Source organism: Pseudoduganella sp. R-32, assembly GCF_049913245.1.
In the GTDB taxonomy this organism is placed as follows: Bacteria; Pseudomonadota; Gammaproteobacteria; order Burkholderiales; family Burkholderiaceae_D; genus Rugamonas.
This window is the reverse complement of record NZ_CP183987.1, coordinates 5,826,029-5,851,832: the sequence shown is the minus strand read 5'-3', so window position 1 is coordinate 5,851,832 and position 25,804 is coordinate 5,826,029. Positions and strand designations below refer to the sequence as shown.

The window sequence follows — 25,804 nt, the reverse complement described above, 5'->3', positions numbered from 1 at the left end:
CATGGACCAGCAATACCTGCCGCTGAACGGCAGCCAGCTTGGCATCTGGCTGGCAGACCAGGTGGCCGAGAACAAGCAGGGCTACCTCATTGCCCACTGCATCGAACTGCGCGGCGCCTTGCAGCCGGAGCTGCTGTCGCGCGCGATCCAGCGCGGGCTGGCCGAAGCCGATACGGTGACTGCCCGCTACGTCGAGACCGAAGCCGGCGCGCGCCAGCAGCTGCGCACAGCTTCCGCTGCAGACGGCATCGACCCGCCGGTGCAGCTCGACCTGCGCTGCCATGCCGACGCACGGCAGCGGGCCGACGCCTGGATGCGGGACGACATGGCGGCGCCGTTCGACCTGTCCGGCGGCCATGCGTGCTACCGCCAGGCCCTGTTCCAGGTCGGCCGGGACCACTGGCTGTGGTACCAGCGCTTCCACCACATCATGCTGGACGGCTTCAGCTTCCTCGCCCTGACGCGGCGCATCGCCGCCCACTATGGCGCACTGGCAGCCGGCGCTGCCGCCGCGCCGTCGCCTTTCGTTTCGGCGGCCGTGGCAGTCGCGGAATACGAGGCCTACCAGCGCAGCGATGCGCGGGAGCGCGACCGTGCCTTCTGGGCCGGCTTCTGCGAAGCCCTGCCGCCGGCGGCCACCCTGTCGTTGCGCAATGCGCCGCCATCCGGCCGTGTACACAGCGTGGCATGGGAATTCCCGGCCGATACGGCCGCCGGCCTGCAGCGCTACGCCGCTTCCGCAAGCCTGGCTGTGCCGGACCTGCTGCATGGCCTGCTGGCCGCTTACCTGTACCGCATGACCGGGCAGAAGCGGCAGGCCATCGGCATGCCGTTCATGCGGCGCATGGGCGCGCGCGCCATCAACGCGCTGGCGCCGACGGTCAATGTGCTGCCGCTGTCGGTCGAGATGGCCGGCGGCATGGACTGGTTTGGTGTGGCGCGCGCCTTCCGCGCCGCCGTCCAGGTGGTGCGCCCGCACCAGCGCTATGAAGCGGAGCAGATCCAGCGCGACGCGGGCCTGGTCGGGACAGGCCGCAAATTGTACGGCGCGCTGGTCAACTTCAAGATGTTCGATTACCGGCTGGACCTGGCTGGCCTGCAGGGCCTGACGCATCACCTGGCGACCGGACCGGTGGACGACCTGGAATTCAACCTGCAGGTGGCCGAGCATATCTCGCTTGAACTGCGCGCCGACGCGGCACGCTACGAAGTGGCGGAACTGGAGCAGCATGCGGCGCGCTTGGCCGGCATGTTGCAGCAATGGCTGGCGGAGCCGCAGCGCGAGCTGCAGGCGCTGGCGCCCGCCACGCAGGACGAACTGGCCCGCATCGGCGCCTGGTCGCGCGGACCGGACATCGCGCCGCCCGGCGTGGACCGCCTGTCGGCCATGCTGGCGCGGCAAGCGGCGGCGCGGCCGGACGCGCTGGCGCTGGTGTGCGGCGTCGCCAGCCTGAGCTTTGCCGCCTTGGCGGGCCGTGTCGCCCAGCTGGCGCGCCTGCTGCGCACCCAGGGCGCCGGCCCCGGCCGGGTAGTGGCGGTGGCGATTCCCCGCTCGGCCGAATCGGTGGTCGCGATGCTGGCCGTGATGGAATGCGGAGCGGTGTTCCTGCCGCTGGACCTGGATTACCCGGCGGACCGCATCGCCATGATGTGCGAGGATGCGGCGCCTGTCCTGCTGCTGTCCACCGGCACGGCTGCCATCGCGCCGCTGGCAGGCATTGCCCGCATCGACGTCGACAGTGCCGCCGCGTGCGCAGCGTTGGACCAGCTGTCCTGCGCGCCGCTGCGTGAGGAGGAGCGGGGCGGGCCATTACCGGCCGATAGCGTGGCCTACATCATCTTCACATCCGGCAGCACCGGGCGGCCGAAAGGCGTCATGAACACACACGGCGCCCTGCTCAACCTTTTCCTGGCGCACGAAGAGTCGGTATACGGCCCGGCGCTGGCGGCAGTGGCAGCGCGCCATCCCGGCCGCGCCCTGCGCGCCGCCCATACGCACTCGTTCTCGTTCGATTCGTCCTGGCTGCAGCTGTTCTGGATGCTGCGCGGCCAGGAACTGTACGTGTTCGACGAGGAGATGCGGCGCGATGCGTACGGCCTGGTGCAGGAAGTCGAGCGCATCGGCATCGACGCCATGGACCTGCCGCCTTCCTTCCTGGCGCAGATGCTGGGCAACGGCCTGATGGCGCCGGGGCGGCACCATCCGGCGCTCCTGCTCATCGGCGGCGAAGCGGCGCCTGCAGCCCTGTGGCAGCAGCTGCGCTCCTTCCCCGGCCTGCAGGCGCACAACCTGTACGGCCCGACGGAGTACACGGTGGATACGCTGCGCGCCGCGCTGGCCGACAGCGAGCAGCCGGTAGTCGGCCGCCCGATCGGCAATACGGTGGCGCATGTGCTTGACGCGCGGCTGATGCCGGTGCCCGTCGGCGTGGCGGGCGAGCTGTATATCAGCGGCGTCGGCCTGGCCCGGGGCTACCTGGCGCGCGGCGGCCTGAGCGCTGCGCGCTTCGTGGCGTGCCCGTTCGGCGAACCTGGCAGCCGCATGTACCGCACCGGCGACCTGGTGCGCTGGAACCATGCGGGCCTGCTGGAATTCCTCGGCCGCGGCGACGACCAGGTCAAGGTGCGCGGCTACCGCGTCGAGCTGGGCGAAGTGGAGAATGCGCTGTCGCTGCTGCCCGGGGTGGAAAGCGTGGTGGTGCTGGCGCAGGCAGTCAACAATACGCACCGCCTGGTCGGCTATTGCGTGGTGCCGGCCCTGGACGAGGGCGGGCGCGCGGCCCGTGGCGCCGAACTGCTGGCGGCGCTGCGCCAGTCCCTGCCTGACTATATGGTGCCGGCTGCGCTGGTCGTGCTCGACAAGTTTCCGCGCAATGTCAGCGGCAAGGTCGACCGCAAGCAGCTGCCGGCGCCGCAGGCCGCAGCCGCGAGCGCATCGGCCGCGCAGGACGATGTTGCCGGTCCGCTGCCCCTGCTGGTGGCGCGCGCCATGGCCGAAGTGCTGAAGCTCGCCCACGTGTCGGCCGGCGACGACTTCTTCTCCCTTGGCGGCGACAGCATTTCCGCCATCATGCTGTGCACCGCCCTGCGCCATTGCGGCTACCTGCTGCGCCCGGCCGCGGTGTTCGCGCAGCGCACGCCACGTGCCATGGCCGGCCAACTGGCGCCTTTTGCCGTGACGGGCGCCGCTTCGCCGGCGGAACTGTTGTCCGACGCCGTGACCGCGCAGCAGCGCGCGTTGCTGCAGCAACGCCACGGTGCGCACGGCGCGATCCTGCCCGTGCTGCCGCTGCAGGCGGGCATGCTGTTCCATGCGCAAACGGCGCAAGCGGCGCAGGGGCAGGGCAGCTATAACGCATTCACATTGCTGCACCTGGAAGGCGAAGTCGACGCGGCACGGCTGCATGGCGCGCTCGGAGCCGTCCTGCACCGCTATCCTCAGCTGGGCGGCATGTTCGACCTTGATGCGGCCGAACGGCCCCTGTTCCTGATGCCCGCGCCCGGGGCGATGCCCGTATGGCCGTGGCAACAGCACGATTTCGGCCACCTGCCGGAAGCGGAGGCCCAGGCGCAACTGCTTGCCTTGCAGTCCGCCTTGCTGGCGCGGGACGGTTCGACCACGCGCTTCGGCGGCATGCTGCAGGCGGCCCTGGCGACACTGGCGCCGCGCCGCCACGTGCTGCTGCTGGTTGTGCACCACCTGGTCATCGATGGCTGGTCCACGCCGCTGCTGCTGCGCGACCTGATGGCGGCCTACCGCCAGCCCGGCGCCGCGCTTGCCCCCCTGCGCGCAAGCTACGAGCGTGTGGTGGAATGCCTGGCGCAACGCGATACCGCAGCGTCGGAAGCCGCCTGGCGCGAGGACCTGCAGGGCGCGGAGCCGCTGCTGCTGTTCGACGCCGCCGCGGAGGCTGCGCCGGTGCAGGAATACATGCTGCAACTGCCGGCATCGCTGACGGCGAAGCTGCAGGACGCATTGCGCAGCCGCGGCATCACGCTCAATGTGCTGATGCAGGCGGTCTGGGGACAGGTGCTGGGCATGATGGCGGGCCGCAGCGACGTGCTGTTCGGCAGCCCGGTGTCGGGGCGCCACGGCGGGATCGACGGCATCGAGGAGCAGGTCGGCCTCTTCCTCAACACGATCCCGGTCCGCACCCGCCTCGATGCGGCGCAGCCATTGTGGGACCAGCTGCCTGCGCTGCAGCGGCGCCATATCGCCTTGATGGAGCACGACGGTCTGGGACTGGCTGCGATCCAGCGCGCGGCCGGCGCGGCGGCCTTGTTCGACACGCTGCTGGTGGTGGAAAACTACCCGGACAACGGCTATCTGGCGCAGGAGCTGCCGGGATGCGACGGCCACCCGCTGCGCATCGGCGAAGTGGTCAACCGCGGCTACAGCCATTACCCGCTGGCCTTGCTGGTGCTGCCGGGCGAGCGCCTGACGCTGCTGGTCGAGCAGCGCGGCGCCGCCGTCGATGCCGCTGCGCTGGCACAGCGCGTGGCGCAAGTGCTGCGCACGGCGCTGGACCGGCCGCAGCTGCCGTTGGCGCGTTACCCGCTGCTGACGCCCGGCGAGGCGCAGGCGCTGCTTGCCGCCAACGACACCAGCGTCGACCTGTCCGCGCTGACGCTGCGCGACGTGCTGGCCGCGCAGGTGCGGCGCACGCCCAACCGCCCGGCGCTGGCCGACGCGCGCTGCGAACTGGATTACGCCGAAATGCGGCGCCAGGTGTGCATCCTGGCAGCGCAGCTGGTGCAGCAGGGCGTACAGCCGGGCGACATCGTGGCGGTGGCGTTGCCGCGCTCGGTGCGCCTCAGCATCGCCATCATGGCCGTGATCGAAGCCGGCGCCGCCTACCTGCCGCTGGAACTGGGCTATCCCGCCGACCGCCTGGCCTACATGCTGTCCGACGCCGGGCCGCGCCTGCTGGTCACCGACGAGACCCACGCCGGACGCTTCGCATCGGCCGCCGCGCCGGTGCTGCGCTTTGACGAACTGGCGCAGGCCGGGGCGCCTGCGCCGCAGCTGGACGTCAGGATCACGCCGGCGCATCCGGCGTACGTGATCTACACCTCCGGCACCACCGGCCGGCCCAAGGGCACCATGGTGCCGCACCGGGCGATCTACAACCGTATCGCCTGGATGCAGTATGCATACCAGCTGCGCGAGGAAGATGTCGTGCTGCAGAAAACCCCTTGCGGCTTCGACGTCTCGGTGTGGGAATTCTTCTGGCCATTGATGCAGGGCGCCTGCCTGGTGCTGGCAGAGCCGGATGCGCATCGCGACCCTTCCGCCCTGGTGCAGGCTATCGAGCGGCATGGCGTCACCTGCCTGCATTTCGTACCGTCGATGCTGTCGGTGTTTGCCGGCCACCTGTCGGAGCTCGGTGAGCGCCGTTGCACCAGCCTGCGCCTGGTCTTCTGCAGCGGCGAAGCGCTTGGCAAGTCGCTGGCGCGCGAATTCGCGCAATACAGTTCGGCGGCACTGCACAACCTGTACGGCCCGACCGAAGCTGCGGTGGACGTCAGCTACATGCCCGCCTTTGGCGACATGGGGCAGGGCGGTGCTGGCGTGCCGATCGGGCGCCCGGTCTGGAACACCCAGCTGCGTGTGCTGGACCGCTGGCTGCGCCAGGTCCCGCCGGGCGCGGTCGGCGAGCTGTACCTGGGCGGCGTCCAGCTGGCCGACGGCTATATCGGCAAGCCGGGGCTGACCGCGGCGCGCTTCGTGGCCGACCCGTTCGTGGCCGGCGCCCGCCTGTACCGCACCGGCGACATCGTGCGCTGGCTGGAAGGCTGCATCGTGGAGTACCTGGGCCGCGCCGACGACCAGCTGAAGATCCGCGGCCAACGCATCGAGCTGGGCGAGATCGAGGCCGCGCTGCGCGAGCAGCCGGGCGTGGCCGAAGCAGCGGTGCAAGCCGCAGTGCTGGGCGGCGACAGCGGCGCTGCGGATGCGCGTCAATTGCTGGCCTATGTGGTCGCGGCGCCGGCCGCAGAACCGGATGGGGAGCAGCTGCGCAGCGCACTGGCGGCGCGCCTGCCGTCCCATATGGTGCCGGTGGCGGTGATGGCGCTGCCAGCCCTGCCGCTCAGCGCCAACGGCAAGCTCGATCGCAAGGCGCTGCCGCTGCCGGCACGCAGCGGCACGCCGGCCGGCCGGGCCCCGGCGCGCGGGCTGGAAGAACGGCTGGCCGAAGTGTTCGCGCGTGTGCTGGGGACCGGGGCGGTGGGCGCCGACGACGACTTCTTCGCCATTGGCGGGCATTCGCTGCTGGCCATGAAGCTGGCGGCGGAAGTGCGGCGCACGCTGCAGCGGCGCATCACGGTGGGCCAGGTCATGACGGCGCCGACGGTGGCGCGCCTGGCAGCCTTGTTGAACAGCCAGGGCATGGTCAACGATTTCGGCAACGACGGCTTTGACGAGGTGATCCAGCTGCGCCAGGGCGACGGGCCGCCGCTGATCTGCTTCTATCCGGGTTCCGGTTTCGCATGGCAGTACAGCGTGCTATCGCGCTATCTTGGCGGCGGCCGCGCCATCGTCGGCCTGCAGTCTCCCCGTCCCCATGGCCTGGTGGCTGCCAGCCGCGACATGGAAGCGCTGCTGGACCGGCAGGTGGAGATCGTGCGCGGCGTGCAGCAGCAGGGGCCGTACTACCTGCTGGGCTACTCGCTGGGCGGCACCGTCGCCTACGGCGTGGCCGAGCGCTTGCGGGCGCAAGGGGAGGAAGTCAGCTTCCTCGGACTGCTCGATACCTATCCGGCCGAGGTGCACGACTGGACCGATCCGCAAGGCGCCGAAGCGGCGTTGGGCGCGGAACGCGAACAGGAACGCCTGCTGGGCGATGCCTACGACGGCGAGACCGACGAAGTGCTGCGGCAGGAGAAGGCGGCCATGCTGGAGCAGGTCTTTGCCAACTACCGCGACGCAGTGCGCTTGCTGGCGCAAACGCGCACGCCGGACTATGACGGGCCGGTCACGCTGTTCATCGCCGGCCAGTCCTTGCCGGAGTATATCCGCCCGGTCGAGGCATGGCACCGGCATGTGACGGACCTGGAAGTGCACCACCTGGCGCACTGCTCGCACGAAAACATCCTGTCGCCGCAATCGCTGGAAACCCTTGGCCCGCTGCTGGACCGCGCCATCGGCAGCGCAGAGCAGCGGCTCCAGCTGCGCCAGCGGCGCAGCGCATGAACGAAGGAATGGAAATGAGCATGAAATTGTTGGTCGACCTTGGCCTGCTGCGGCGCAACCGCGACTTCCGCAGCGTCTTTATTGCCCGCACCATCTCGCTGCTGGGGCTTGGCATGCTGTCGGTGGCGGTGCCGATGCAGGTGTACGCGCTGACCGGCGACAGCCTGCAGGTGGGACTGGCGCTGGCGCTGGAAGGCGGCGGCATGTTTGCCGGGCTGTTGCTGGGCGGCGTGCTGGCCGACCGCTACGACCGCCGCAAGCTGATCCTGCTGGCGCGCGCCATCTGCGGCCTGGGCTTCGTCGGCTTGGCTGCCAATGCCTGGCTGCCGGCGCCGTCGCTGTGGGCGGTGTGCCTGCTGTCGGCCTGGGACGGCTTCTTCGGCGCCCTGGGCGTGACGGCGCTGCTGGCCTGCATGCCCGCCATCGTCGGCCGCGAAAACCTGATGCAGGCGCGCGCCATCAGCATGGTCTCGATGCGGCTGGCGACGGTGATTTCGCCGGCCATCGGCGGCGTCCTGATTGCCGCTGCCGGCGTGGGCTGGGCCTATGCCGTCGCCGCCGTCGGCACCGGCCTGACGCTGTTGCCTTTGCTGCGCCTGCCCGCCATGCTGCCGCAATATGCGAGCGATGAGCACCCGCTGCGCGCGCTGGCCGACGGGGTGCGCTTCCTGTCCACCAGCCCGGTGCTGGCCGCCACGGTGCTGGTCGGCACGCTGGTGACGCTGACCACGGCGGTGCGCGTGCTGTTCCCGGCCATGGCGCCGGGCGCGCTGGAACTGGGCCTGATGTATTCGGCCGTGTCGCTGGGCGCCACGCTGGGAGCGGCGGTCAGCGGCTGGACCGAGCGCCTGCAGCGCCCCGGCCGCGCCATGATCGGCGCCAGCCTGGCGGCATTCGCCTGCCTGATGCTGCTGGGCGTGCAGCCTGCGTTCCCCTTCGTGCTGGCGCTGCTGGCCTGTTTCGGCTACTGCGTGTCGATTGCGTCGCTGCTGCAGTACGGACTGGTGCAGGGCCATACGCCGGACCACTACCTGGGCCGCGTCAACGGCCTGTGGGCGGCGCAGGATGCGGCTGGCGATTCGCTGGCCACGATCGGCATCGGCTTGCTGGGCAAGCTGTTGTCGGCCACCGCCGGCATTTTCGTCCTGGGCGCCACGGCGGGCGTGCTGGGCCTGGCCATGTTCGGCCTGTGCAAGCGGCTGCGCAACGTACCGCTCAACGATCCTGCCCTGCATGCTGCCTGAGAAACTGGATGCGCCGCTGCCGGCCGGCTTGAGCGTGTGGCGCGTGCGGCTCGATGGCGCGCTGGAGCCGGCATGGGCATTGCTGAACGGGGCCGAACGCGGGCGGGCGGAAGAATTTCGCGCACCTGCGGCGCGGCGCCGCTACGTGCTGGCGCGTGCCGCCTTGCGCCGCCTGTTGGGCGAGTCGCTGGCATGCGCACCCGCGGAAGTGATGCTGCGCACCGGCCGCCACGGCAAGCCCGCGCTGGCGGGCGTGCAGGGGCTGTGGTTCAATGTGTCGCACTCCGGCGACTATGCCTTGATCGCCTTGTCCAGCCAGGGACCGGTTGGGGTCGACATCGAAATGCAGGACGAGCGCCTGTCGTGCGTGGAAGAGGAAGCGCTGACAGCACGCGAGCGCGCGGCGCCGATGAACTTCTTCACGCGCTGGGTTGGCAAGGAAGCGGTGTTGAAGGCGATCGGCGTAGGAATCGGGAAATACCTGAATGAACTGTCGGTGCTGGCGCTGGAACAAGGCCGCTACCGGCTGGCCTATGGCCGCTGGCCATGGCCAGGATTCGCCGCCGCCAGCTTGCCCGCGCCGCCAGGCTATGCGGCCGCAATCGCCTGGATCAGCGCGGAAAAGCCGGCCGCCGGCAGCTCGAGCGGCCCAGGCTGATTCAGAACTCCGCCCACGCGCCGGCGTCGTCCTTCACCACTGCGGCCTTGCTCCGGGCGCGCTGCGGAATGGTGTGCTGGCTGGGCGCCTGTTGCGGCAGTGCAGGGCGGGGTGTTGCCGTATGCTGGCTGGCCGGCTTGCCGGCATGGGCCGGTGCGCGCGGTGCGGCGGCCACGGCGATGGCGGCACTGGTTGCCGCCTTGTGCAAGGTGAATACCGCCACCAGTTCCGACAGCTGGCTGGCCTGCGACTGCAGCGATTCGGCTGCGGCGGCAGCCTCCTCCACCAGCGCGGCGTTCTGCTGGGTCACGTGGTCCATCTCCGAGATCGCCTGGTTGACCTGGTCGATGCCGGTCGATTGCTCGGCGCTGGCCGCCGATATGTCCGCCATGATGTCGCTCACGCTGGCGATGCTCGCCACCACTTCGTCCATGGTGCGGCCGGCCTGGTCCACCAGCTTGCTGCCGCTTTCCGCGCAGGCCACCGAGTTCTCGATCAGCGCCTTGATTTCCTTGGCCGCGCCTGCGGAGCGGTGCGCCAGCGTGCGCACTTCGTTGGCCACCACGGCAAAGCCGCGGCCCTGGTCGCCGGCACGCGCCGCTTCCACCGCGGCATTCAGGGCCAGGATATTGGTCTGGAAGGCGATGCCGTCGATCACCGAGATGATGTCCACCACGCGCTTCGAGGCCTCGTTGATGGAGCCCATGGTATCGACGACCTGCGCGACCACGGCGCCGCCGCGCGTCGCCACTTCCGATGCCGACGCGGCCAGCTGGTTGGCCTGGCGCGCATTGTCGGCGTTCTGGCGTACGGCGGAAGTCAGTTCCTCCATCGACGAAGCAGTTTCTTCCAGCGAACCGGCCTGCTGCTCGGTGCGCGAGGACAGGTCCTGGTTGCCCACCGCGATCTGCTGGGTGGCAGTGGCAATGGTTTCCGTGCCGCTGCGCACCTGGCCCACGATCTGTGCCAGGCTGTCGCGCATGCGGCCCAGGGCGAACAGCATGCTGGACTTGTCGTTCGGCCTCGTGCGGATGTCGACCGACAGGTCGCCGCCGGCAATGCGTTCGGCAATCGCCGCGGCATCAGCCGGTTCGCCGCCCAGCTGGCGCAGCAGGCCGCGGGTGATCCACGCGCCCAGGCCAAGGCCCATCAATGCACTACCCGCCACCAGCATGATCATGAAGTTGCGGCTGGACTGGTACAGGTCGACGGAGGCGCGTGCCGCTTCGGCAGCGTTCTTTTCCTTCATGCGCGCCAGTTCGGACATGCGGTCGTCAGCCGAGTTGGAAACGCTGGCCATCGAGCCCAGCACATAGTTGACCAGTTCACGGTTTTCCTGCAGTGGCTCGGCCCTGGCGCGGCGCATGGCTTCCTGCACGCCTTTGTCGTAGGCATCGAGTTCGCTGTTCAGCTTGGCCAGCAATTCGCGCCCCTTGGGAGAAAAGAAGCGCTTGTCCGCTTCGGCCAGGTTGGCCCGCATCTCGCTGCGGCCGGTTTCGATGCGTGCCAGGTATTTGTCGCGTTCCTGCTCGCTGGATGCCAACAGCAAGCCGCGCAGCGAACGTCCGATGAACACCAGGTTGATATTGGCTTCCTTTATGTACGACAAGCCAAGCAACTCGCGTTCGTAGACGCGCTCGCCCATATCGTTCATCTTGCTCATGTTGACAATGCCGATGCCGGCCACCAGGGCGCCCACCAGGGCAATGATGGCAAAGCCGCTGAGCAAGCGGGTGCCGACTTTCATTCGGTTGAGGTTCATTGTTGTCTCTCCACGGATTCGCGTTCAGGCAGCCAGCGGAAGCTGGGCGGAAGTAATGACAGGTGCAAGCAGCGTGGACAGGGCCGATTGGCGAGTTGCCATGTGGCGCGGCCGGGGGGCCGTGCAGCAACTACAGGAAGGAGTCTAGCGGCAAAAACGCGCGATAAATTCTCCAATTGTCACTGTGGAAGATTCGCGACAGTTGGGAACTGCGGCCGGCTGCTGTGGCCGGCCGCAGGGGAAGCGGGGCTTCTTAATAGCTTGCTATGGGGGCCGGCTGGCCGTTCCTGAAGCTGAAGATGGTCACTGGCGAGGACTTCATGTCGCCTTTGGCATCGAAGGCGTATGTGCCGGAGACGCCCTTGTAGCTGCCGGCGGAAATATCGGCGCCGACCTTGGCCGGGTCGATCGAATTCACCTTCTGCATCGAGGCGGCGTACATCAGCACGGCGTCGTAGTAGGCCGACGCATAGACGTCCGGTTCGGCATTGAAGCGCTTCTTGAATTTGGCCTTGAAGGCCGGGCCGGAAGCCGCTTTCTCCAGCAGCGCGCCGCCCTGCGCGCACAGGACATTGTCGCCGACGGCATCGCCGCCCAGCTTGCCCATTTCCGCGGTGCAGATGGTGTCGCCGCCCAGCAGCCTGGCCTGGATGCCCAGCTGCTTCATCTGGCGCGCCATCGGTGCGCCTTGCGGCGCGTAGCCGCCGAAGAATACGGCCTGGACGTTCTTCGATTTCAGCTTGGTCAGGATGGCGGTGAAGTCGACCGCCTTGTCGGTAGTGTATTCGTGGCCGGCGACCTGCAGGCCGGAAGCGCGTGCCTGCTTCTTGAATTCTTCCGCCAGGCCCTGTCCGAAGGCAGTGCGGTCGTCGATTACCGCGACATTCTTCACCTTCAGCTCATTGGCGGCGTACAGCGCCATCTTGGAGCCGAGCTGGGTGTCGCTGGCATTGATGCGAAAGATTCCCTTGTAACCTTGTTGTGTTAACTTCGGGTTGGTTGCTACCGGTGCGATCAGGGCGCCGGCTTCGTTATAGATGCGGGAAGCGGGAATGGCGACGCCGGAGTTGTACGGGCCGACCACGTATTTGACGCCGGCATCGGCCAGCTTCTGGGCGGCGGAAACGCCAGCTTTCGGGTCGCCCTGGTCGTCTTCCGACATCAGTTCGAATTTGAGTTTCTTGCCGCCGACGGTGATCGGCTTGGCGTTCAGTTCTTCGATGGCCAGGCGAGCGCCGTTTTCATTGTCCTTGCCGGAAAACGCTTGTGCGCCGGACAGCGGGCCGCTATGGCCGATCTTTACCACCATGTCCTGCGCGCAGGCGCCAGCGGCCATTGCCAGCAGCGCCACTGCGCTTGCCGAGTGCTTCAGCTTCATCGAAGGGTCTCCCTTTGTTTGTCGATGGCGTGATTATCCACAATCCGGGCGGCGCGGCAAGCCGCAGCGCATCATGAAGCACGGGGAGGCCTGGAGAGGGAGGCGCGCTTTTGCTGCTTGGCGAGGGCGGCGTTGATGCGGTCGATCAGGCCGGCGTCCTTGCCCTTGGAAATAGCGAAGTACTGCTGGTTCTCGGCCTGGACTGGGCGAGGCAGTACGCTGAGCGTCAGCCCCGGCGGCAACTGGAGTTCCCTGGCCAGAGGGGCAGCGAAGGCGCGCAACTCGGCTTGCACTTCTGCCGCATTCTGCCAGTCAGGCTGGAAAAGCAGCACAGCGTCCACCCGCTTCAACAGGAGGCGCCGCAGGCGTATGGTGCGCGATGGAATATCGTCTTCCACGCGAAACAGTTTGTTACGCGATTGCTCGAATTCTTCGCCGTATCCGTAGCCGTGGACGGCGCCGACGGTCTTGCCTTTCAGGTCGGCCAGTGATTCGAAAGGAAATGTGGCGTCGCTGCGGGTGACGATCCACAAGGTATTGCTGGCGACCGGTTCGCTGTAGTGCAGGTCGCGCAACCGATCGGAATTCTTGGGCAGGCCGAAAACCAGGCCGGCGCCATTGCGGGCATTGCGTTCGGCGCGCGCCCAGGGGTACATGCGGAGCTGGAACTTGACGCCGAGTTCGGCTTCAAGGTACGCGAACAATTGTTGCTGCCAGGGGCGCAGCGCCTGCACCTTCCCGTTCTGGTCCAGTGCTTCGCCGACAATCAGCGTGACCGGCTGCGGCTCGGCCCGGATGGGCAAGCCGAGGGCGCTGGCCAACAGCAGGGGACCGGTGCGCAGCAAGCGGCGGCGAGGCGTGGAAATCATGCATTTGATTTTGCCGCCGGCTGGAAGGGAGGGGGAGCACGATACAGATCAGCTAGTGCGTGCCGACAACGTTCCGTTTGCTTTCAAGCATTATTGTCAATGCGGCTGCCGGGAGGCGGCGCTGCCGGCGTGCCTGGAGCCTGCGGCGCACCAGGCGCAGCCCGCCCGCCGCGTGCGCGCCCTGCCAGTGCTCCTTCGCCGGGCGTGCCGGCGCCAGCTGCGCCGCTGCCGGCACTGTTGCCCGGCTGCCCGCCCGCGCCGGCATGGCGGCCGGTAGCGGGCTCTGCTGCGCGCTGGACCGGGCGTGACTGGACCGGCGCGACGGGCGTGGTGGCGGGCACGGCCACCGGGGCGGGAACCGGTTCGATGGCCGGCGCCGCGGCGGGAGGACGTCCCGCTGCGGCGGCGATATCGCCGGTACGGTAGGCCGCCACAGCGGCGGCAATGGCGGGGTCGGCGGCTTGCAGGCGTTGGGCTTGCTGCGACGTGGGAGCGGCAGCGCGGCGCGCTGCCTCGGCAGCAAGGGCGGCGCGCTCGGCGGCTGCGCTCGCTTCCTGCGCGGCAGCGGCAGCAGCAGCGGCCGTGGCGGAGGTGCCTGCCGCGGTGGCGCCGGCCTGGCCGGCGCCCGCCGCCGGGCCTGGTCCTGGGCCGGCGGCAATGCCGCTTGCGCTTGCGCCGCTGACCTGTGGTCCTGCCGCGCTGATTGCTGCCTCCGGTGGGCGGATCGCGGTATTGCCGGGTGGGACGGCGCCAGGCGGTGCAGCCGGTGCACCAGCGACGGCCGGGTTGGGCGGGGCGGCCGGTGGCGCGATGGCAGCGTTGCTGGTCAGCGTGGCGGCAGCTTGCGCAGCGGCCTGGGCTTCACGCAATGCCTGGCGGCGAGCTTCGAGACGGTCTTCTGCTTGTTCGGTCGCCACATCGCGGGCGGCGCTCCTTGCCTGTTCCAGGCGCTGGGCGGTCAACCGGTCTTGCAGGGACAGGGCGTCGCTTGTCGCGGCTGCGCGGGTACGTTCGCTTTCTTCGGCAATGCGCCTGGCCTGTGCTGCAGAGGCATCTGCCTGGTCCTGTCGCGTACGTGCGGCGCTTGTCGCGGCTTGCTCGGCACGGAATTCTTGTGCGGCCACTGTCGCGGCCTGCTCGGGCGTCGGCGGGCCAGCGATCGTTGCTGTTGCGTTCGCGGCAGCACCAGCCTGGGCCGGTGATGGCGTTTCGCCTGCCGTCGCGCCAGCCGAACCGGCTGGTGCATTGCCGGCGGCAGTGCTGGCGGGCGCGGCATTCGCAGTGCTTGCTGCCTGCTGGCGGGCAAGTGCCAGTCGGGCGGCGATCAGTTCTTCCGTCTCGGCGGACTCTGCTTGCTCTGCGACCAGCCGGCGTGCGGTATCGAGACGGTCGGCCGCCGCGCGTTCGGCACGGGTGCGGCCGAGCTGGTTGGTTTCGGCCTCTTGCACGGCGGCGCGGCGCGCGGCGTCGAGGCGGTCGGCCAATGCCTGTGCGGCGAGGTCTTCTTCCCGGGTACTTTCCAATTGCCGCGTTTCCGCAGCCTGTGCCTCGGCGATACGCTGCTGCTGGGTATTTTCCAGCTGGTTGGCGGCCAGGGCCTCGCTGGCAACGCGGCGGGTTTCGGCCGCCTGTTCCGCCGCAATACGCTGCTGAGTTGCCAGGTCTGCCAGGTTGGGCGACGGTGTCGCTGCTGCATCGTCAGCGGCTGCCAGCGCCAGTGCGCCGGCGCCAGGCTGGGCAGCGGCAGCGGCAGCGTCGGCCACCGCGCCGACCGCTTCGCCGAGCCCGGCGATGGCACGTTGCGGCGCCGCGTTGAACGCCGCCGCCAGGGTGCCGTCGTCCGCCGACAGCGTGCCGCCGCTGGCGACGTTGATCCCGGCCTGCCCCAGCGCTGCCTGTTGCGATGTCAGCACGGCCGCCAGGGTGGCGGGGGCGTTGGCATTCATGTTCTCGACCACCTGCTGGGCCGCAGCTGCGAATGCCGCGGCATCGCCGCCTGATGCGGCCAGCTCGCGCAAGCGCCGCTGCGCCAGGACCAGGTTGGACAGGAACAGGCCAAGCGAGGACACCGAGGGCGTGGTATTGGCGGGCGCAGGCGTCGCCGAAGCCGGCGCCACACGGTCGCCCAGCGTTGCCGGCGTGACGGTGCTTGCGCTCGTGACAGGGTCGATAGGAATCACACGGCACCTTTCAACAGGGACAATCTCAGCTTGCCTGAAATCGCCGCCGCACATCGTTAGGTGGCGCACGGTGGATGCAAGCGTGCAGCCTTATCTTGACCCTTCCACTGCAACCTGAACGATAAGGATCCCGATCATGGACAACAACATCACCCGCAGCGACAACCCGGCCAAGGACTTGCGCGCCGGCATGCACAGCACGATTGACAAGGTGGCCGACAACATCACCAGCATCACCGACCAGGTGGGCGCCAAAGGCGACCAGTTGAATGCTGCCTACAAGCGCTTCGCCGAATCCGGACGCAACTACGTGCGCCAGAGCCCGGGCAAATCGCTGCTGGTTGCGCTGGCCGCAGGCTACGCTGTCTCCAAGCTGCTCGGTTCGCGCAAGCATTGAACCGGGGAGCGCGCCGTGCCCACGACCAAACCTGACCCGGCTAAACGCGGCGCCGGACTGGCCGCGCAATTTCCCTACAACGTCAACAAGGCTGCGGAGCATGGCGCGGGCGTTCCGCCTGCCGGCGCCACTGCCAGTCCAGCGGATCCGCTGGAGACAGCCGGCACCGCCAGCGAGGGCGCCGCATCGCCCAAGGCCGGGGCCGGCACGCCGCCGCAGGGCGACAATCCCAATAACGGACCGCTCGACCGGGTCCGTACCGATGCCGGCGGCCAGCCGCTCACGACCAACCAGGGCGTGCCGGTTGCCGACAACCAGAATTCCCTGAAGGCCGGCTTGCGCGGCGCCGCGCTGCTGGAAGACTTCATCCTGCGTGAGAAGATCACGCACTTCGACCACGAGCGCATTCCCGAACGTGTGGTGCATGCGCGCGGCTCCGCAGCGCACGGCTACTTCGAGTGCTACCGCGAGTTGACGGAGCTGACGCGCGCCGCGCCGTTTGCCGCTGCGGGCAAGCGCACGCCGGTTTTCGTGCGCTTCTCCACCGTGGCCGGTGAGCGCGGCTCGACCGATACCGCACGCGACGTGCGCGGCTTCGCCGTCAAGTTCTATACCGACGAAGGCAACTGGGACCTGGTCGGTAACAACATGCCTGTCTTCTTCATCCAGGACGCGATGAAATTCCCGGACCTGGTGCATGCGGTCAAGCCGGAGCCGCACAACGCCATGCCGCAGGCGGCCAGCGCGCATGACACATTCTGGGATTTCGTGTCGCTGATGCCGGAATCGATGCACATGCTGATGTGGCTGATGTCGGATCGCGCCATCCCGCGCAGCTTCCGCACCATGCAGGGCTTCGGCGTGCATACCTTCCGCATGGTCAATGCGGCGGGGCAGTCGCGCTTCGTCAAGTTCCACTGGCTGCCCAGGCAGGGTACCTATTCGCTCGTGTGGGACGAGGCCGTGCGCATTTCCGGCGCCGACCCCGATTTCCACCGCCGCGACCTGTGGGAGTCGATCGAAATGGGCGAATATCCGGAATGGGAGCTGGCGCTGCAAGTCTTCACAGAAGAAGTAGCGGCGGAATTCCCGTTCGACGTGCTCGACCCGACCAAGATCGTGCCGGAAGAACTGGTGCCGCTGCAGCCGGTCGGCCGCATGGTGCTGGACCGTAACCCCGACAACTTCTTCGCCGAGACGGAACAGGTGGCGTTCTGCGCCGCCCATGTCGTTCCGGGCATCGACTTCAGCAACGACCCGCTGCTGGCCGGGCGCATCCACTCCTACGTGGACACCCAGATCAGCCGCCTGGGCGGGCCGAATTTCCATGAGATCCCGATCAATGCCCCGGTCGCGCAGGTGCACAACAACCAGCGCGACGGCATGCACCGCCAGGCCATTCACCGCGGGCGCGTAGCGTACGAACCGAACTCGCTGGGCGGAGGCTGCCCCTTCCAGGCCGGCCGCATGGGCTTCATGTCCTTCCCGGAACCGGTGCAGGAAGACAAGGTGCGCGGCAAGCCGGAACTGTTCGCCGACCATTACTCGCAGGCGCGCCTGTTCTGGCAAAGCCAGACGCCGGCCGAGCAGATGCACATCGCGCATGCCTTCAGCTTCGAATTGAGCAAGGTGCAGGTGCCAGCCATACGCGAACGCACCTTGTCCATGCTGGTCAACGTCGATGCGGCGCTGGCGGACATGGTGGCGCTACGCCTGGGCACCAGGGTGCCGGACCCGCAGCCGATGGCCACGACGCGCGAGCTGCCCACCTACCAGCCGTCGCCCGGGCTGTCGCTGCTGTCGCGGCCGGGGCAGGTGGGCATCCACGGCCGCAAGGTCGCGATCCTGATCGCGGCCGGCTGCGACGAGGCCATGGTCGATGCGCTGCAGGCCGGGCTGGAAGCGCAGGGCGCGGTCACGCGCCTGGTGGCGCCCCACGTCGGCATGGTCGGCGGACTGGAGTCCGACATGTCGCTGGAGACCGGGCCGGCAGTGCTGTTCGATGCCGTGGTGGTGCCCGATGGCGATGCCGCGGCCGAAACCCTGGCGGCCAACGCGCTGGCAGTGGAGTTCGTGACGCTGCAATACCGCCACTGCAAGCCGCTGATGGTGGTGGGCGCGGGGGCGACGCTGCTGGCGGCAGCAGGAGTGCCGGCGACCTTGCCGGGCGGCGTGCCCGACCCGGGCCTGATAGGCACGGCGCCGGCCGACCTGCAGCCGGCCCTGGCGGCATTCATCGCAGCCCTGGCGGGGCCGCGCGTGTTCGACAGGGAGACCGACCCGCCGGCAGTGTAGTTGTAGGCAGCCGTTCTGCCTGGGTGTAGACTAATCCAATGGATGAGTACGCCCCACAAAAATGGCTGCCTCACGAGCGCCCGCTGCTGCCGGGCTCTCCCTCTACGCCGCTGCACTCGGCACCAAAGCGGCTGGCCTTCCTCCTGGTTGGGCTGATCGTCGCGCTGACCGGCGGACTCGGGAACGCGCTGGTCACGGTTAACCTAGTCTATGCCCAGGGCTCGCTGGGCGTGACCAGCGCGGAGATCCAATGGCTGCCGGCGGCCTACGTCATGGGCAATGTCTCCATGAACCTGTTGCTGGTGAAGTTCCGCCAGCAGTTTGGCCTGCGCCTGTTCACCGAACTGTTCCTGTTGCTGTATGCCGTGGTCACGGTGGCCCACCTGTTCGTGCACGGCCTGGCGTCGGCCATCGCAGTGCGTGCGGCGCACGGCATCAGCGGCGCCGCGCTGACGGTGCTGGGGCTGTACTATGTGCTGCAGGCCTTCCCGGCCCAGCACCGCTTGAAGGGTGTGGTGCTGGGCATCGGCTTTGCCCAATTGTCGCTGCCGCTGGCGCGCATCTTCTCTTCCGAACTGCTGTCCATCGCCGAATGGCACGGCCTGTATTCTTTCGAGCTGGGCATGGCGCTGCTGTCCTTCGGCTGCGTGCTGCTGCTCAAGCTTCCTCCCGGCGACCGCGTGAAAGCGTTCGAGAAAATGGACTTCGTGACCTTTGCGCTGTTCGCGCCCGGCGTGGCCTTCCTGTGCGCCGTGCTGGCGCTGGGCCGCATGGTATGGTGGTTCGAGGCGCGCTGGATCGGCTGGGCCCTGGTCGCCTTCATCATCTTGTTCACGGCGGCGGTGGCAATCGAACATAACCGGCGCAAGCCCCTGCTCAATACGCGCTGGCTGACCACTGCCAGCATGACGCGCCTGGCGATCTCGGTGCTGCTGATCCGCGTGGTGCAGTCGGAGGCGGGCGGCGCGGTCGGCTTCCTGCAGGCGATCGGCTTGAACAACGACCAGATGCAAACCCTGTGGCTGGTGGCCTTGGCCGGGGCCACGCTGGGCATTCTCGCCAGTGCCCTACTCATCGCGCCGCAGCGCCTGCAGCCGATGCTGATGTTCGCGCTGGCGCTAATGGCAGTGGGAGCGTGGATCGATTCGCAGGCCACCAGCCTGACGCGCCCGGAGCAGATGTATTTCAGCCAGTTCCTGCTGGCGTTCAGCGGCACGTTCTTCCTTGGGCCGATCTTCGTGTCGGGCTTCGGTGCGGTGATCGCGCAGCCGTGCAACCTGATCAGCTTCTCGCTGATGTTTTCGATGACGCAGAACCTGGGCAGCCTGCTTGGCTCGGCGCTGGTGGGGACGTTCCAGGTGCTGCGTGAAAAATTCCATTCCAGCCAGCTGGTGGAGCACCTGACGCTGCAGGACCCGCAGGTAGCGTCGCGGGTGCAAGCGTTCGGCCTGCCGTCTCTGAGCGGGGCGGCGACCCGGGAGGCCAATATCCTGGCCTATAACGACGTCTTCCTGATGATCTTCTTTGTTGCTTGCGGCACGCTGGCGTGGATGGCGCTGCATTATGCGTGGCAGGTGTGCACGGCCACCCGTCCGGCGGCGCCGGCGCAGAATGCGCAGACTGGCATGGCGCAGGTTTCACTTTCCAATTCGGGGGCTCAATGAGCGCATCACCACCAGCAAACGAGACTCCCGCAACTGCGGCACCCGCCACCGCGCCTGCGCCTCCTGCGCCAGACCGGCGCGCACAGTGGCTGTCGGGCATTGGTTTCGCCCTGATCGCCTTGATTGGCGTACTGATCGTGCTGTACGCGTGGCGCCTGCCGCCCTTCACCAGTCCAGTGGTGTCGACCGAGAACGCCACGGTGCGCGGTCAGGTGACAGTCATAGGATCGCAACTGCCTGCTTATGTAGCGGACGTGAAGGTGCAGGACTTCCAGTTCGTGCACAAGGGCGACCTGCTGGTGGAACTGGATTCGCGCATTTACCGCCAGCGCTTCGAGCAGGCACAGGCCCAGTTGGCCGCGCAAAAGGCAGCACTGGCGAACTGGGAACAGTCGCGCGCCAGCGCCAGGGCCGGCATCGCCCTGCAGGAAGCCGTGCTGTCGAATGCGCAGGCGCAGGCGGCGCGTGCTTCGGCAGATTACGGGCGGGCGGAGCAACTGGTCGGCGACGGTTCGCTGTCGGTACGCGAGCAGGATGCGCAGCGAGCGGCGCGTGCGCAGGCGCTGGCGGCGGTAGCCCAGGCCAGGGCGAACGTGGATATCGCGCGCCAGCAGGCGCAATCCGTCACCGTGAATCGCGGCGCCCTGGAGGCGGCAGTGGCAAATGCGGAGGCGGCGCTGAAAGCAGCAAGCGTGGACCTGGACAATACACGCATCGTCGCACCGGCCGACGGGCAACTCGGACAGGTGAACGTGCGGCGTGGCGCGTATGTGGCCTCCGGTGCGCAGCTTATGGGCCTGGTGCCGCGTGAGATGTGGGTAATCGCCAACTTCAAGGAGACGCAGATGAACGCCGTGCAGGTGGGGCAGGGCGCAACCTTCAAGGTCGACGCGCTGGATGGCGCCACCCTGACCGGGCAGGTTGAGCGGATATCGCCTGCCACCGGTTCCGAGTTCGCCGTCCTGCCGGCAGATAACGCAACGGGCAACTTCGTCAAGATCTCGCAACGGATTCCCGTGCGGATCAGGATCGACCAGGGCCAGAAGCTGGCGCAACGCCTGCGGCCAGGGATGTCGGTCATCGTCAGCGTCGATACCTCCGCTGTCCTGAACGAGAAAGCAGCGGGAGCGCGGCCATGAAGCGTAGCGCTGCCGCATGCGTTGCCCTGGCGCTGGCCGGCTGCGCCGCGCGCATCCCCGCAGCGCTCGAACCGCAGCTGTCGGTCCCCGGGCAATGGCGCAGCCAGCCTCCCGCCACAAGTGGGGCCTCATCACGGGCCTTGCTGGAGCGCGAGTGGTGGCAGGCGTACGGCGATCCGGCGCTGTCCGCATTGGTGAATCGAGTGCTGGAGCACAATACGGACGCACGGCTGGCGCGCTTGCGCGTGGCGGAGTTCCGCGCGCGGGTGGCGGCGGCGGAGGCCAACCGGGCGCCGACGCTGGGCGCCACCTTGGCGCCAGTGCGCACGCGCACACTGGCCTATAACGGCGTGCCCTACATCACCAACCTGTTTTCCGGCGAGTTACAGGCGGCGTATGAAGTCGACTTGTGGGGGCGCCTGGCGCATGCCAGCGAGGCGGCAGGGCAATCGCTGGCAGCCGAACAGGCCAACGCTGACGCCGCGCAACTGTCGGTGGCGGCGCTGGCTGCCAACGGCTACCTGCAACTGCGCGGGCTCGATGCCCAACTCGACTTGGCGCGCGCCACCCTGGACTTGCGCGAGCAATCGCGCCGGCTGGCGCAGCGGCAGTTCGAGACCGGCTATACCTCGCGCTTGGAATGGCTGCAGGCGCAAGCCGAGTACGAGGCCGCCGCCGAACAGATCCCGCAGTTGCAGCGGCAAATCAGCGACCAGGAAAACGCACTGTCCCTGCTGGCCGGCAGCAGCCCAGGTCCGGTCGCGCGCGGCAAGACCCTGGACGAACTGTCCCCGCCGGAAATACCGGTCGGCCTCCCATCAAGCTTGCTCCAGCGGCGTCCCGACATCGCGCGCGCCGCGCACAATCTGGCGGCAGCGAAGGCCGGGGTGCGGGCGACCAGCGAGCAATTGCTGCCGGCCTTCCGCCTTACCGCTACCGGCGGCATGCAATCGCCGGATTTCAGCAAGTTCCTGCACGATCCGACCTTCCTGTGGCGCGTAGGCGCAGGCATGACCGCGCCAATCTGGGATGGCGGCCGCGTGCAGGCGCAGACCGATGCCGCCGCCGCCCAGCGCGACCAATCGCTGGTGGCCTACGAGCAGACGGTGCGCGCGGCGCTGGTGGAAGTGGAGAACAGCCTGACGGCCTTGCAGCGTTTGCAGGAGCAGTCGGTACAGAATGACGCGCGCCGCGCCACGGCGGCCGAAACGCTGCGCATTGCGCGCAACCGCTACCGCAATGGCTACGCCTCCTACCTGGAAGAACTGGATGCGCAACGCACGCTGTTCAACGCCGACGTGACGCGCCTTCAGTTGCGCAGCCGCGTGCTGGGCGCCAGCGTGGACCTGTACCGCGCACTGGGCGGCGGCTGGGCGGCCGACTAAGGCGCATGCCCGCTGGCGCTTTTCGCAACGGTGATGGCCCACCACGGTCCGTTTGTCTGCCCCAGTTGCGCTGCCCAATACCAGGCCGAGACGTCGCTCCACTGCCCGCCGTGGCCATCGGTAATCCGTTCGTGCACTTCAAGCTGCTGCGCTCCGCGGGACGCGATGAAGCCCGACCAGCGCTCGTTTCCGACGATCTTGACGGGCCGCATGGCGAGCTCGTAGCCATTCGCCTTGAAGCAGTCGCTGCTTGCATGCAGCTTGCGCGTGCCCCGGTCCACCCAACGGATGACGATTTCGCGCTCGCCATCGCTGAATCGGCCTACGCGTCCAGGGAAGTTCTGCTGGAAACGCGCTTCGATCGGCGTGAGGGGAAGCGGCGAAAGCGGCTTGCCTTCAAAGCTGGCGGGCCATCCTGGAAAGCCGGCCATGACGCGGGAGCTTGCACCGCTTTCGACGCACGCGGGCGCGAGCGCGGCCAAAACGCACAAGCCTGCGAACGCCATGGCGGCTAACGGTCTCATGGAGCACTCCTGCCCATGCGATGGGTCATGAACAGGATTGCCGCGCCCGCGCCGGCAAAGCTGACGATGCCGATGGCGCCATGCGCCGCCTGCTGCAGGTGCACGATGCCGGTTTCCACGTAGAACAGCGCCGAAGCGCGGAGTGCATTGGCCGCAACGACCACGACGACTGCCAGCGTCAGCGCCGCAGCCGTGGGTAGCGATGCAAGGCGCCTGGCTCCTGCCGTGGCGCTTGCCAGGAGCAGGCCTGTCCACAGCATTTTCACTCCGCTGCATGGTGCGTCGATCGACACCAGCTGTCCATGCCATGCCAGCATGGCGCCCTCGCGCGTTACGAGGACGCCGTTCATGCGCAGCAGGAAAACCGAGACGTCGCCGGCGAGAACCCGCAGCGGATATCCCAGGTAGAACTGCAAGGTTGCGGCGAACGGCAATGCAAGGATGCAAAGCGATAACAGGGCTACGTCAAATCGCTTGCCCTGCCTGGCGCTGCTGGCCAGCGCAGTGATTGCCGCCGCAAGGATCAACGAACGCGCCGGCACAGGCACCTTGCAAATGGTGGCGGCGAGATAGACGGCAAGGCATGCGCACGGCAGCAGCAGCGGACGTGCCAGGGTTTGCTGCGCCGGCGCAAAGGCTACGACGGCTGCGGCGGCCGCCGCGGCCAGCAAGCCTGCACTGTCGTTCGAACCGTCCAGCGTGCCCGTGGCGAACCAGAGCAGGACCGGCCAGCACGCCAGGCACAATGCGGCCAGCAGCAGGGGAAATGGCGCCGGCTTCATTGCGGCCTGAGGCGGCGGTGCCACGCCAGCATGAGGGTCGCCACCAGGATCATCGCCCAGGTTTCCGGCTCAGGGATAGTCGGCACGCTGCCCGGCGGTACGGGCTCCAGGCCGGCATCCTTGTATTGCTCGCGCGTTTCCAGCACCACGGCGCCGGTGACGGGGGTAACCAACTGGTAGCGCACGGCCAGGCTGACGGCATCCGCTTTCCGGGACGAGGCTGCGCTCATTGCGGCGACTTCGTTTGCCGCCCACAGCCGCACCAGGTGCTGCGAGGTTTGGCTCGATTGTGGCATGCCACCGCCGCTGCGTCGCTCGCGCAACAGGACCGTGCGCCTGGCTCCGGGCGCCCATTGTGCAAACAGCTTGCCGAGATCTTCGGCCAGGTTGCCGAAGCTTGCTACCGCGCTTGCTCCCTCGAGCTGCTGCGCTATCACGTTTGGTCCCCGTTCCACGGCCAGGTCATACAGGGCGACCTGGCTTGCCCTGCGTTCCAGCCGCTGCTGCAAGGCGCCTGTTGACTGGGATGCCAGCGGCTGGGCGCCATGGATCCATACAATCGCTCCGCGCGACGACATGGCGGCCCAGTTCCACGCCATACCCAGTGCTTCGCTGTTATCGCGTCCGCCGGCGAAGTCAAGCTTGCCGATGTACTGGCGCGTAAGTAGCGAGTTGGTGCCGTCATGGAGGAACAGCGACGGTGTCTCGTCCCCGGCAAACACCACGGCCATCTCGATGTTTCGCGGGAAGGAAGCCAGGGCCTCAAGCAGTTGATGCTTCCGTTGCAGCATTGAGGCCGAGCCGTCGATGACGATGGCCACCCGCTGCGGCGGAATGGCGGTGGCTTCGCTGACTTCCTGGACGACGTTCTTGCCGTCTCCGCCTTTCTCATCGGTGCTCCATGCCAGCGCTGCCGGCCGCGCGCCTGGCACCCAGACCGTATGCATTGGATGCGCCGGCAAGGGTTCGGCCAGTTCGCCGCGTACGGCAAAGATGCCGCGTGGGCCTGCCTGGGCTCTTAACCCGGGGCTGCCTTTCAACGGTGCGGCTGACTCGAACCATACGGCGTGGCGCAAGTCCGGCGCCAGGTCGAAGTTGCGTTCACTGAAGGCCGGCAACCGGAGATGCATTGCTTGCTGGCCTTGAGTCACCAGGGGAATGGTGATGCCGAGGCGGATTTTCATGTCGCCGGATGGGGGGATTGGAAACAGCTGCACCAGAATCCGGTCATCCCCCGCCGTGGTGACCAGCAGCGGATCACGGTTTTTTCTGACCACTTTCGCGTAGGCTTCGCGTACCTGCGCGCGGGCTCCGAAAGCGGCCTCGCGCTCCTCTCCGTCAATCCACAGCGTTGCGCGCGACACGACGCCGCCCGGCGGCAGGACTACTTCGGCCCGGCCTTCCTGCTGGCTGGGCGACTTGTTGTGAAACTCCATGGTCCATTCCAAGTAGCCCAGCGCGGCATTGGCGTCAATCGATCCATCCATGCGCGAGGCTGCCAGCGCGACGTCGTTGACGCGCTGGCCGACATCGGCATTTCCCAGGCCATCGTCGAATGTGCGCTCCCACTCGCGCATCGAGGGGTGAACAGGCGCGGGACGGGAGTTGAATACTGTTCCCGTCACCTGGTAGAAGACGGTTCGGGCACGCTGCGGGTCGGCTTCCGCCTGGCTTGTGAACAGGGTGCCGAGCATGTCGGTCGCCTGTGCGCCCTGGCGGTAGCAAAGGCGCAGCATCAAGTCCTCATCGCCCACTTTGCGTAAGAGCCGGATGCCGCGCAAGCGAATTTCGGCGGAATCCGACGCAGCCATCTGCATGCCGATCCTTGTCATGGTGGACGGGGCATCTATCACCAGCAGTACCAGGAATGCGAGCGCGATGCCTTGCCACAGCTTGCCAGGCGATTGTCCGCTTCCAGCCCTCAATGCCTTTCTGGAGAATACGACGCATGCGACGGCAAACATCGGCGAGAGGCCAAGCAGGCCGATGCCGAGCGCGATGACCGCGAATGCCGCAATGGGGGATATCGGCAGGAATACCAGGCTGTAAAACACGGCAACGCCGGCGGAGAATGCATGCAAAAGGGCCCAGCGCGGCGGCAATGCCGCGCCGCGCCTCAGTGCGAGCAATAGCCGTACGTTTGCCAATGGAATGGTGGCGTACAAGGCGAAGTGAATCGGCGTCGGAAGGGGATCGAAGAAGATCTGGCGGCACATGCCGGTGATTGACTCAAACAGCAGCGCGGCGATGGGCAGGGCGACCCCGAACAGTGCGACAAACGCGATAGTCCCGTTTGCCGGCCGGCCTGCTACGGCGGAATTTGTTGGCATTG

Annotated in this window: 15 protein-coding genes; 8 read left to right on the top strand and 7 right to left on the bottom strand. The window is 67.8% G+C overall.

Going from position 1 to position 25,804, the window contains the following annotated elements; genetic code table 11:
* Position 1 precedes the first annotated feature (1 nt).
* Genes ACN9MU_RS26740 through ACN9MU_RS26730 form a run of 3 tightly spaced genes read left to right on the top strand, consistent with a single transcriptional unit; the run spans position 2 to position 9,097 of the window.
* Positions 2 to 7,195, top strand: coding sequence for an amino acid adenylation domain-containing protein (locus ACN9MU_RS26740; RefSeq protein ID WP_426343686.1), 7,194 nt, complete (start codon positions 2 to 4; stop codon positions 7,193 to 7,195).
* A gap of 20 nt (positions 7,196 to 7,215) precedes the next feature.
* The gene (entS, locus tag ACN9MU_RS26735; RefSeq protein ID WP_426343685.1) at positions 7,216 to 8,439 is read left to right on the top strand and encodes an enterobactin transporter EntS; all 1,224 of its coding nucleotides are present in this window, start codon (positions 7,216 to 7,218) and stop codon (positions 8,437 to 8,439) included.
* Positions 8,429 to 9,097 carry a 4'-phosphopantetheinyl transferase superfamily protein gene (locus tag ACN9MU_RS26730; RefSeq protein WP_426343684.1) on the top strand — a complete coding sequence of 223 codons (669 nt, stop codon included), beginning with the start codon at positions 8,429 to 8,431 and terminating at the stop codon, positions 9,095 to 9,097. The genes entS and ACN9MU_RS26730 overlap by 11 nt, the downstream gene beginning before the upstream one ends.
* Position 9,098: 1 nt before the next feature.
* Here ACN9MU_RS26730 and ACN9MU_RS26725 read toward each other — a convergent pair whose 3' ends face one another.
* The 4 genes from ACN9MU_RS26725 to ACN9MU_RS26710 form a co-directional block, all read right to left on the bottom strand.
* Complete coding sequence (locus ACN9MU_RS26725) at positions 9,099 to 10,859, bottom strand: methyl-accepting chemotaxis protein (RefSeq protein ID WP_426343683.1); 1,761 nt, start codon at positions 10,857 to 10,859, stop codon at positions 9,099 to 9,101.
* A gap of 253 nt (positions 10,860 to 11,112) precedes the next feature.
* Positions 11,113 to 12,237, bottom strand: coding sequence for a branched-chain amino acid ABC transporter substrate-binding protein (locus ACN9MU_RS26720; RefSeq protein ID WP_426164356.1), 1,125 nt, complete (start codon positions 12,235 to 12,237; stop codon positions 11,113 to 11,115).
* 71 nt (positions 12,238 to 12,308) lie between these two features.
* Positions 12,309 to 13,106: a substrate-binding periplasmic protein gene (locus ACN9MU_RS26715; RefSeq protein WP_426343682.1), complete on the bottom strand. Its 798-nt coding sequence runs from the start codon at positions 13,104 to 13,106 to the stop codon at positions 12,309 to 12,311.
* Between the two features lie 83 nt (positions 13,107 to 13,189).
* On the bottom strand, positions 13,190 to 15,286 hold the full coding sequence (locus ACN9MU_RS26710) for a hypothetical protein (protein WP_426343681.1): 2,097 nt from the start codon (positions 15,284 to 15,286) through the stop codon (positions 13,190 to 13,192).
* 136 nt (positions 15,287 to 15,422) lie between these two features.
* On the opposite strand from ACN9MU_RS26710, the gene ACN9MU_RS26705 reads away from it, so the two are divergent.
* The 5 genes from ACN9MU_RS26705 to ACN9MU_RS26685 are packed head-to-tail and all read left to right on the top strand — an operon-like array spanning position 15,423 to position 22,166.
* On the top strand, positions 15,423 to 15,683 hold the full coding sequence (locus tag ACN9MU_RS26705; RefSeq protein ID WP_426164350.1) for a hypothetical protein: 261 nt from the start codon (positions 15,423 to 15,425) through the stop codon (positions 15,681 to 15,683).
* A gap of 15 nt (positions 15,684 to 15,698) precedes the next feature.
* Complete coding sequence (locus ACN9MU_RS26700) at positions 15,699 to 17,978, top strand: catalase (protein WP_426343680.1); 2,280 nt, start codon at positions 15,699 to 15,701, stop codon at positions 17,976 to 17,978.
* A 38-nt stretch (positions 17,979 to 18,016) separates the two neighbouring features.
* Positions 18,017 to 19,642 carry an MFS transporter gene (locus ACN9MU_RS26695; protein WP_426343679.1) on the top strand — a complete coding sequence of 542 codons (1,626 nt, stop codon included), beginning with the start codon at positions 18,017 to 18,019 and terminating at the stop codon, positions 19,640 to 19,642.
* A complete protein-coding gene (locus tag ACN9MU_RS26690) occupies positions 19,639 to 20,781 on the top strand; it encodes an HlyD family secretion protein (RefSeq protein WP_426164344.1) in 1,143 nt (380 codons plus the stop codon). The genes ACN9MU_RS26695 and ACN9MU_RS26690 overlap by 4 nt, the downstream gene beginning before the upstream one ends.
* On the top strand, positions 20,778 to 22,166 hold the full coding sequence (locus ACN9MU_RS26685) for an efflux transporter outer membrane subunit (RefSeq protein WP_426343678.1): 1,389 nt from the start codon (positions 20,778 to 20,780) through the stop codon (positions 22,164 to 22,166). Before ACN9MU_RS26690 ends, ACN9MU_RS26685 begins: the two co-directional genes overlap by 4 nt.
* Here ACN9MU_RS26685 and ACN9MU_RS26680 read toward each other — a convergent pair.
* From ACN9MU_RS26680 to ACN9MU_RS26670, 3 genes are read right to left on the bottom strand one after another with little or no spacing between them, the layout of a single operon-like run.
* Entirely contained in the window at positions 22,163 to 22,690 is a 528-nt protein-coding gene (locus ACN9MU_RS26680; RefSeq protein WP_426343677.1) for a hypothetical protein, read from the bottom strand. The genes ACN9MU_RS26685 and ACN9MU_RS26680 overlap by 4 nt on opposite strands.
* Positions 22,687 to 23,472: an archaeosortase/exosortase family protein gene (locus tag ACN9MU_RS26675; RefSeq protein ID WP_426343676.1), complete on the bottom strand. Its 786-nt coding sequence runs from the start codon at positions 23,470 to 23,472 to the stop codon at positions 22,687 to 22,689. The genes ACN9MU_RS26680 and ACN9MU_RS26675 overlap by 4 nt, the downstream gene beginning before the upstream one ends.
* A complete protein-coding gene (locus ACN9MU_RS26670; protein WP_426343675.1) occupies positions 23,469 to 25,802 on the bottom strand; it encodes a VIT domain-containing protein in 2,334 nt (777 codons plus the stop codon). Before ACN9MU_RS26670 ends, ACN9MU_RS26675 begins: the two co-directional genes overlap by 4 nt.
* Between the last annotated feature and the right edge of the window lie 2 nt (positions 25,803 to 25,804).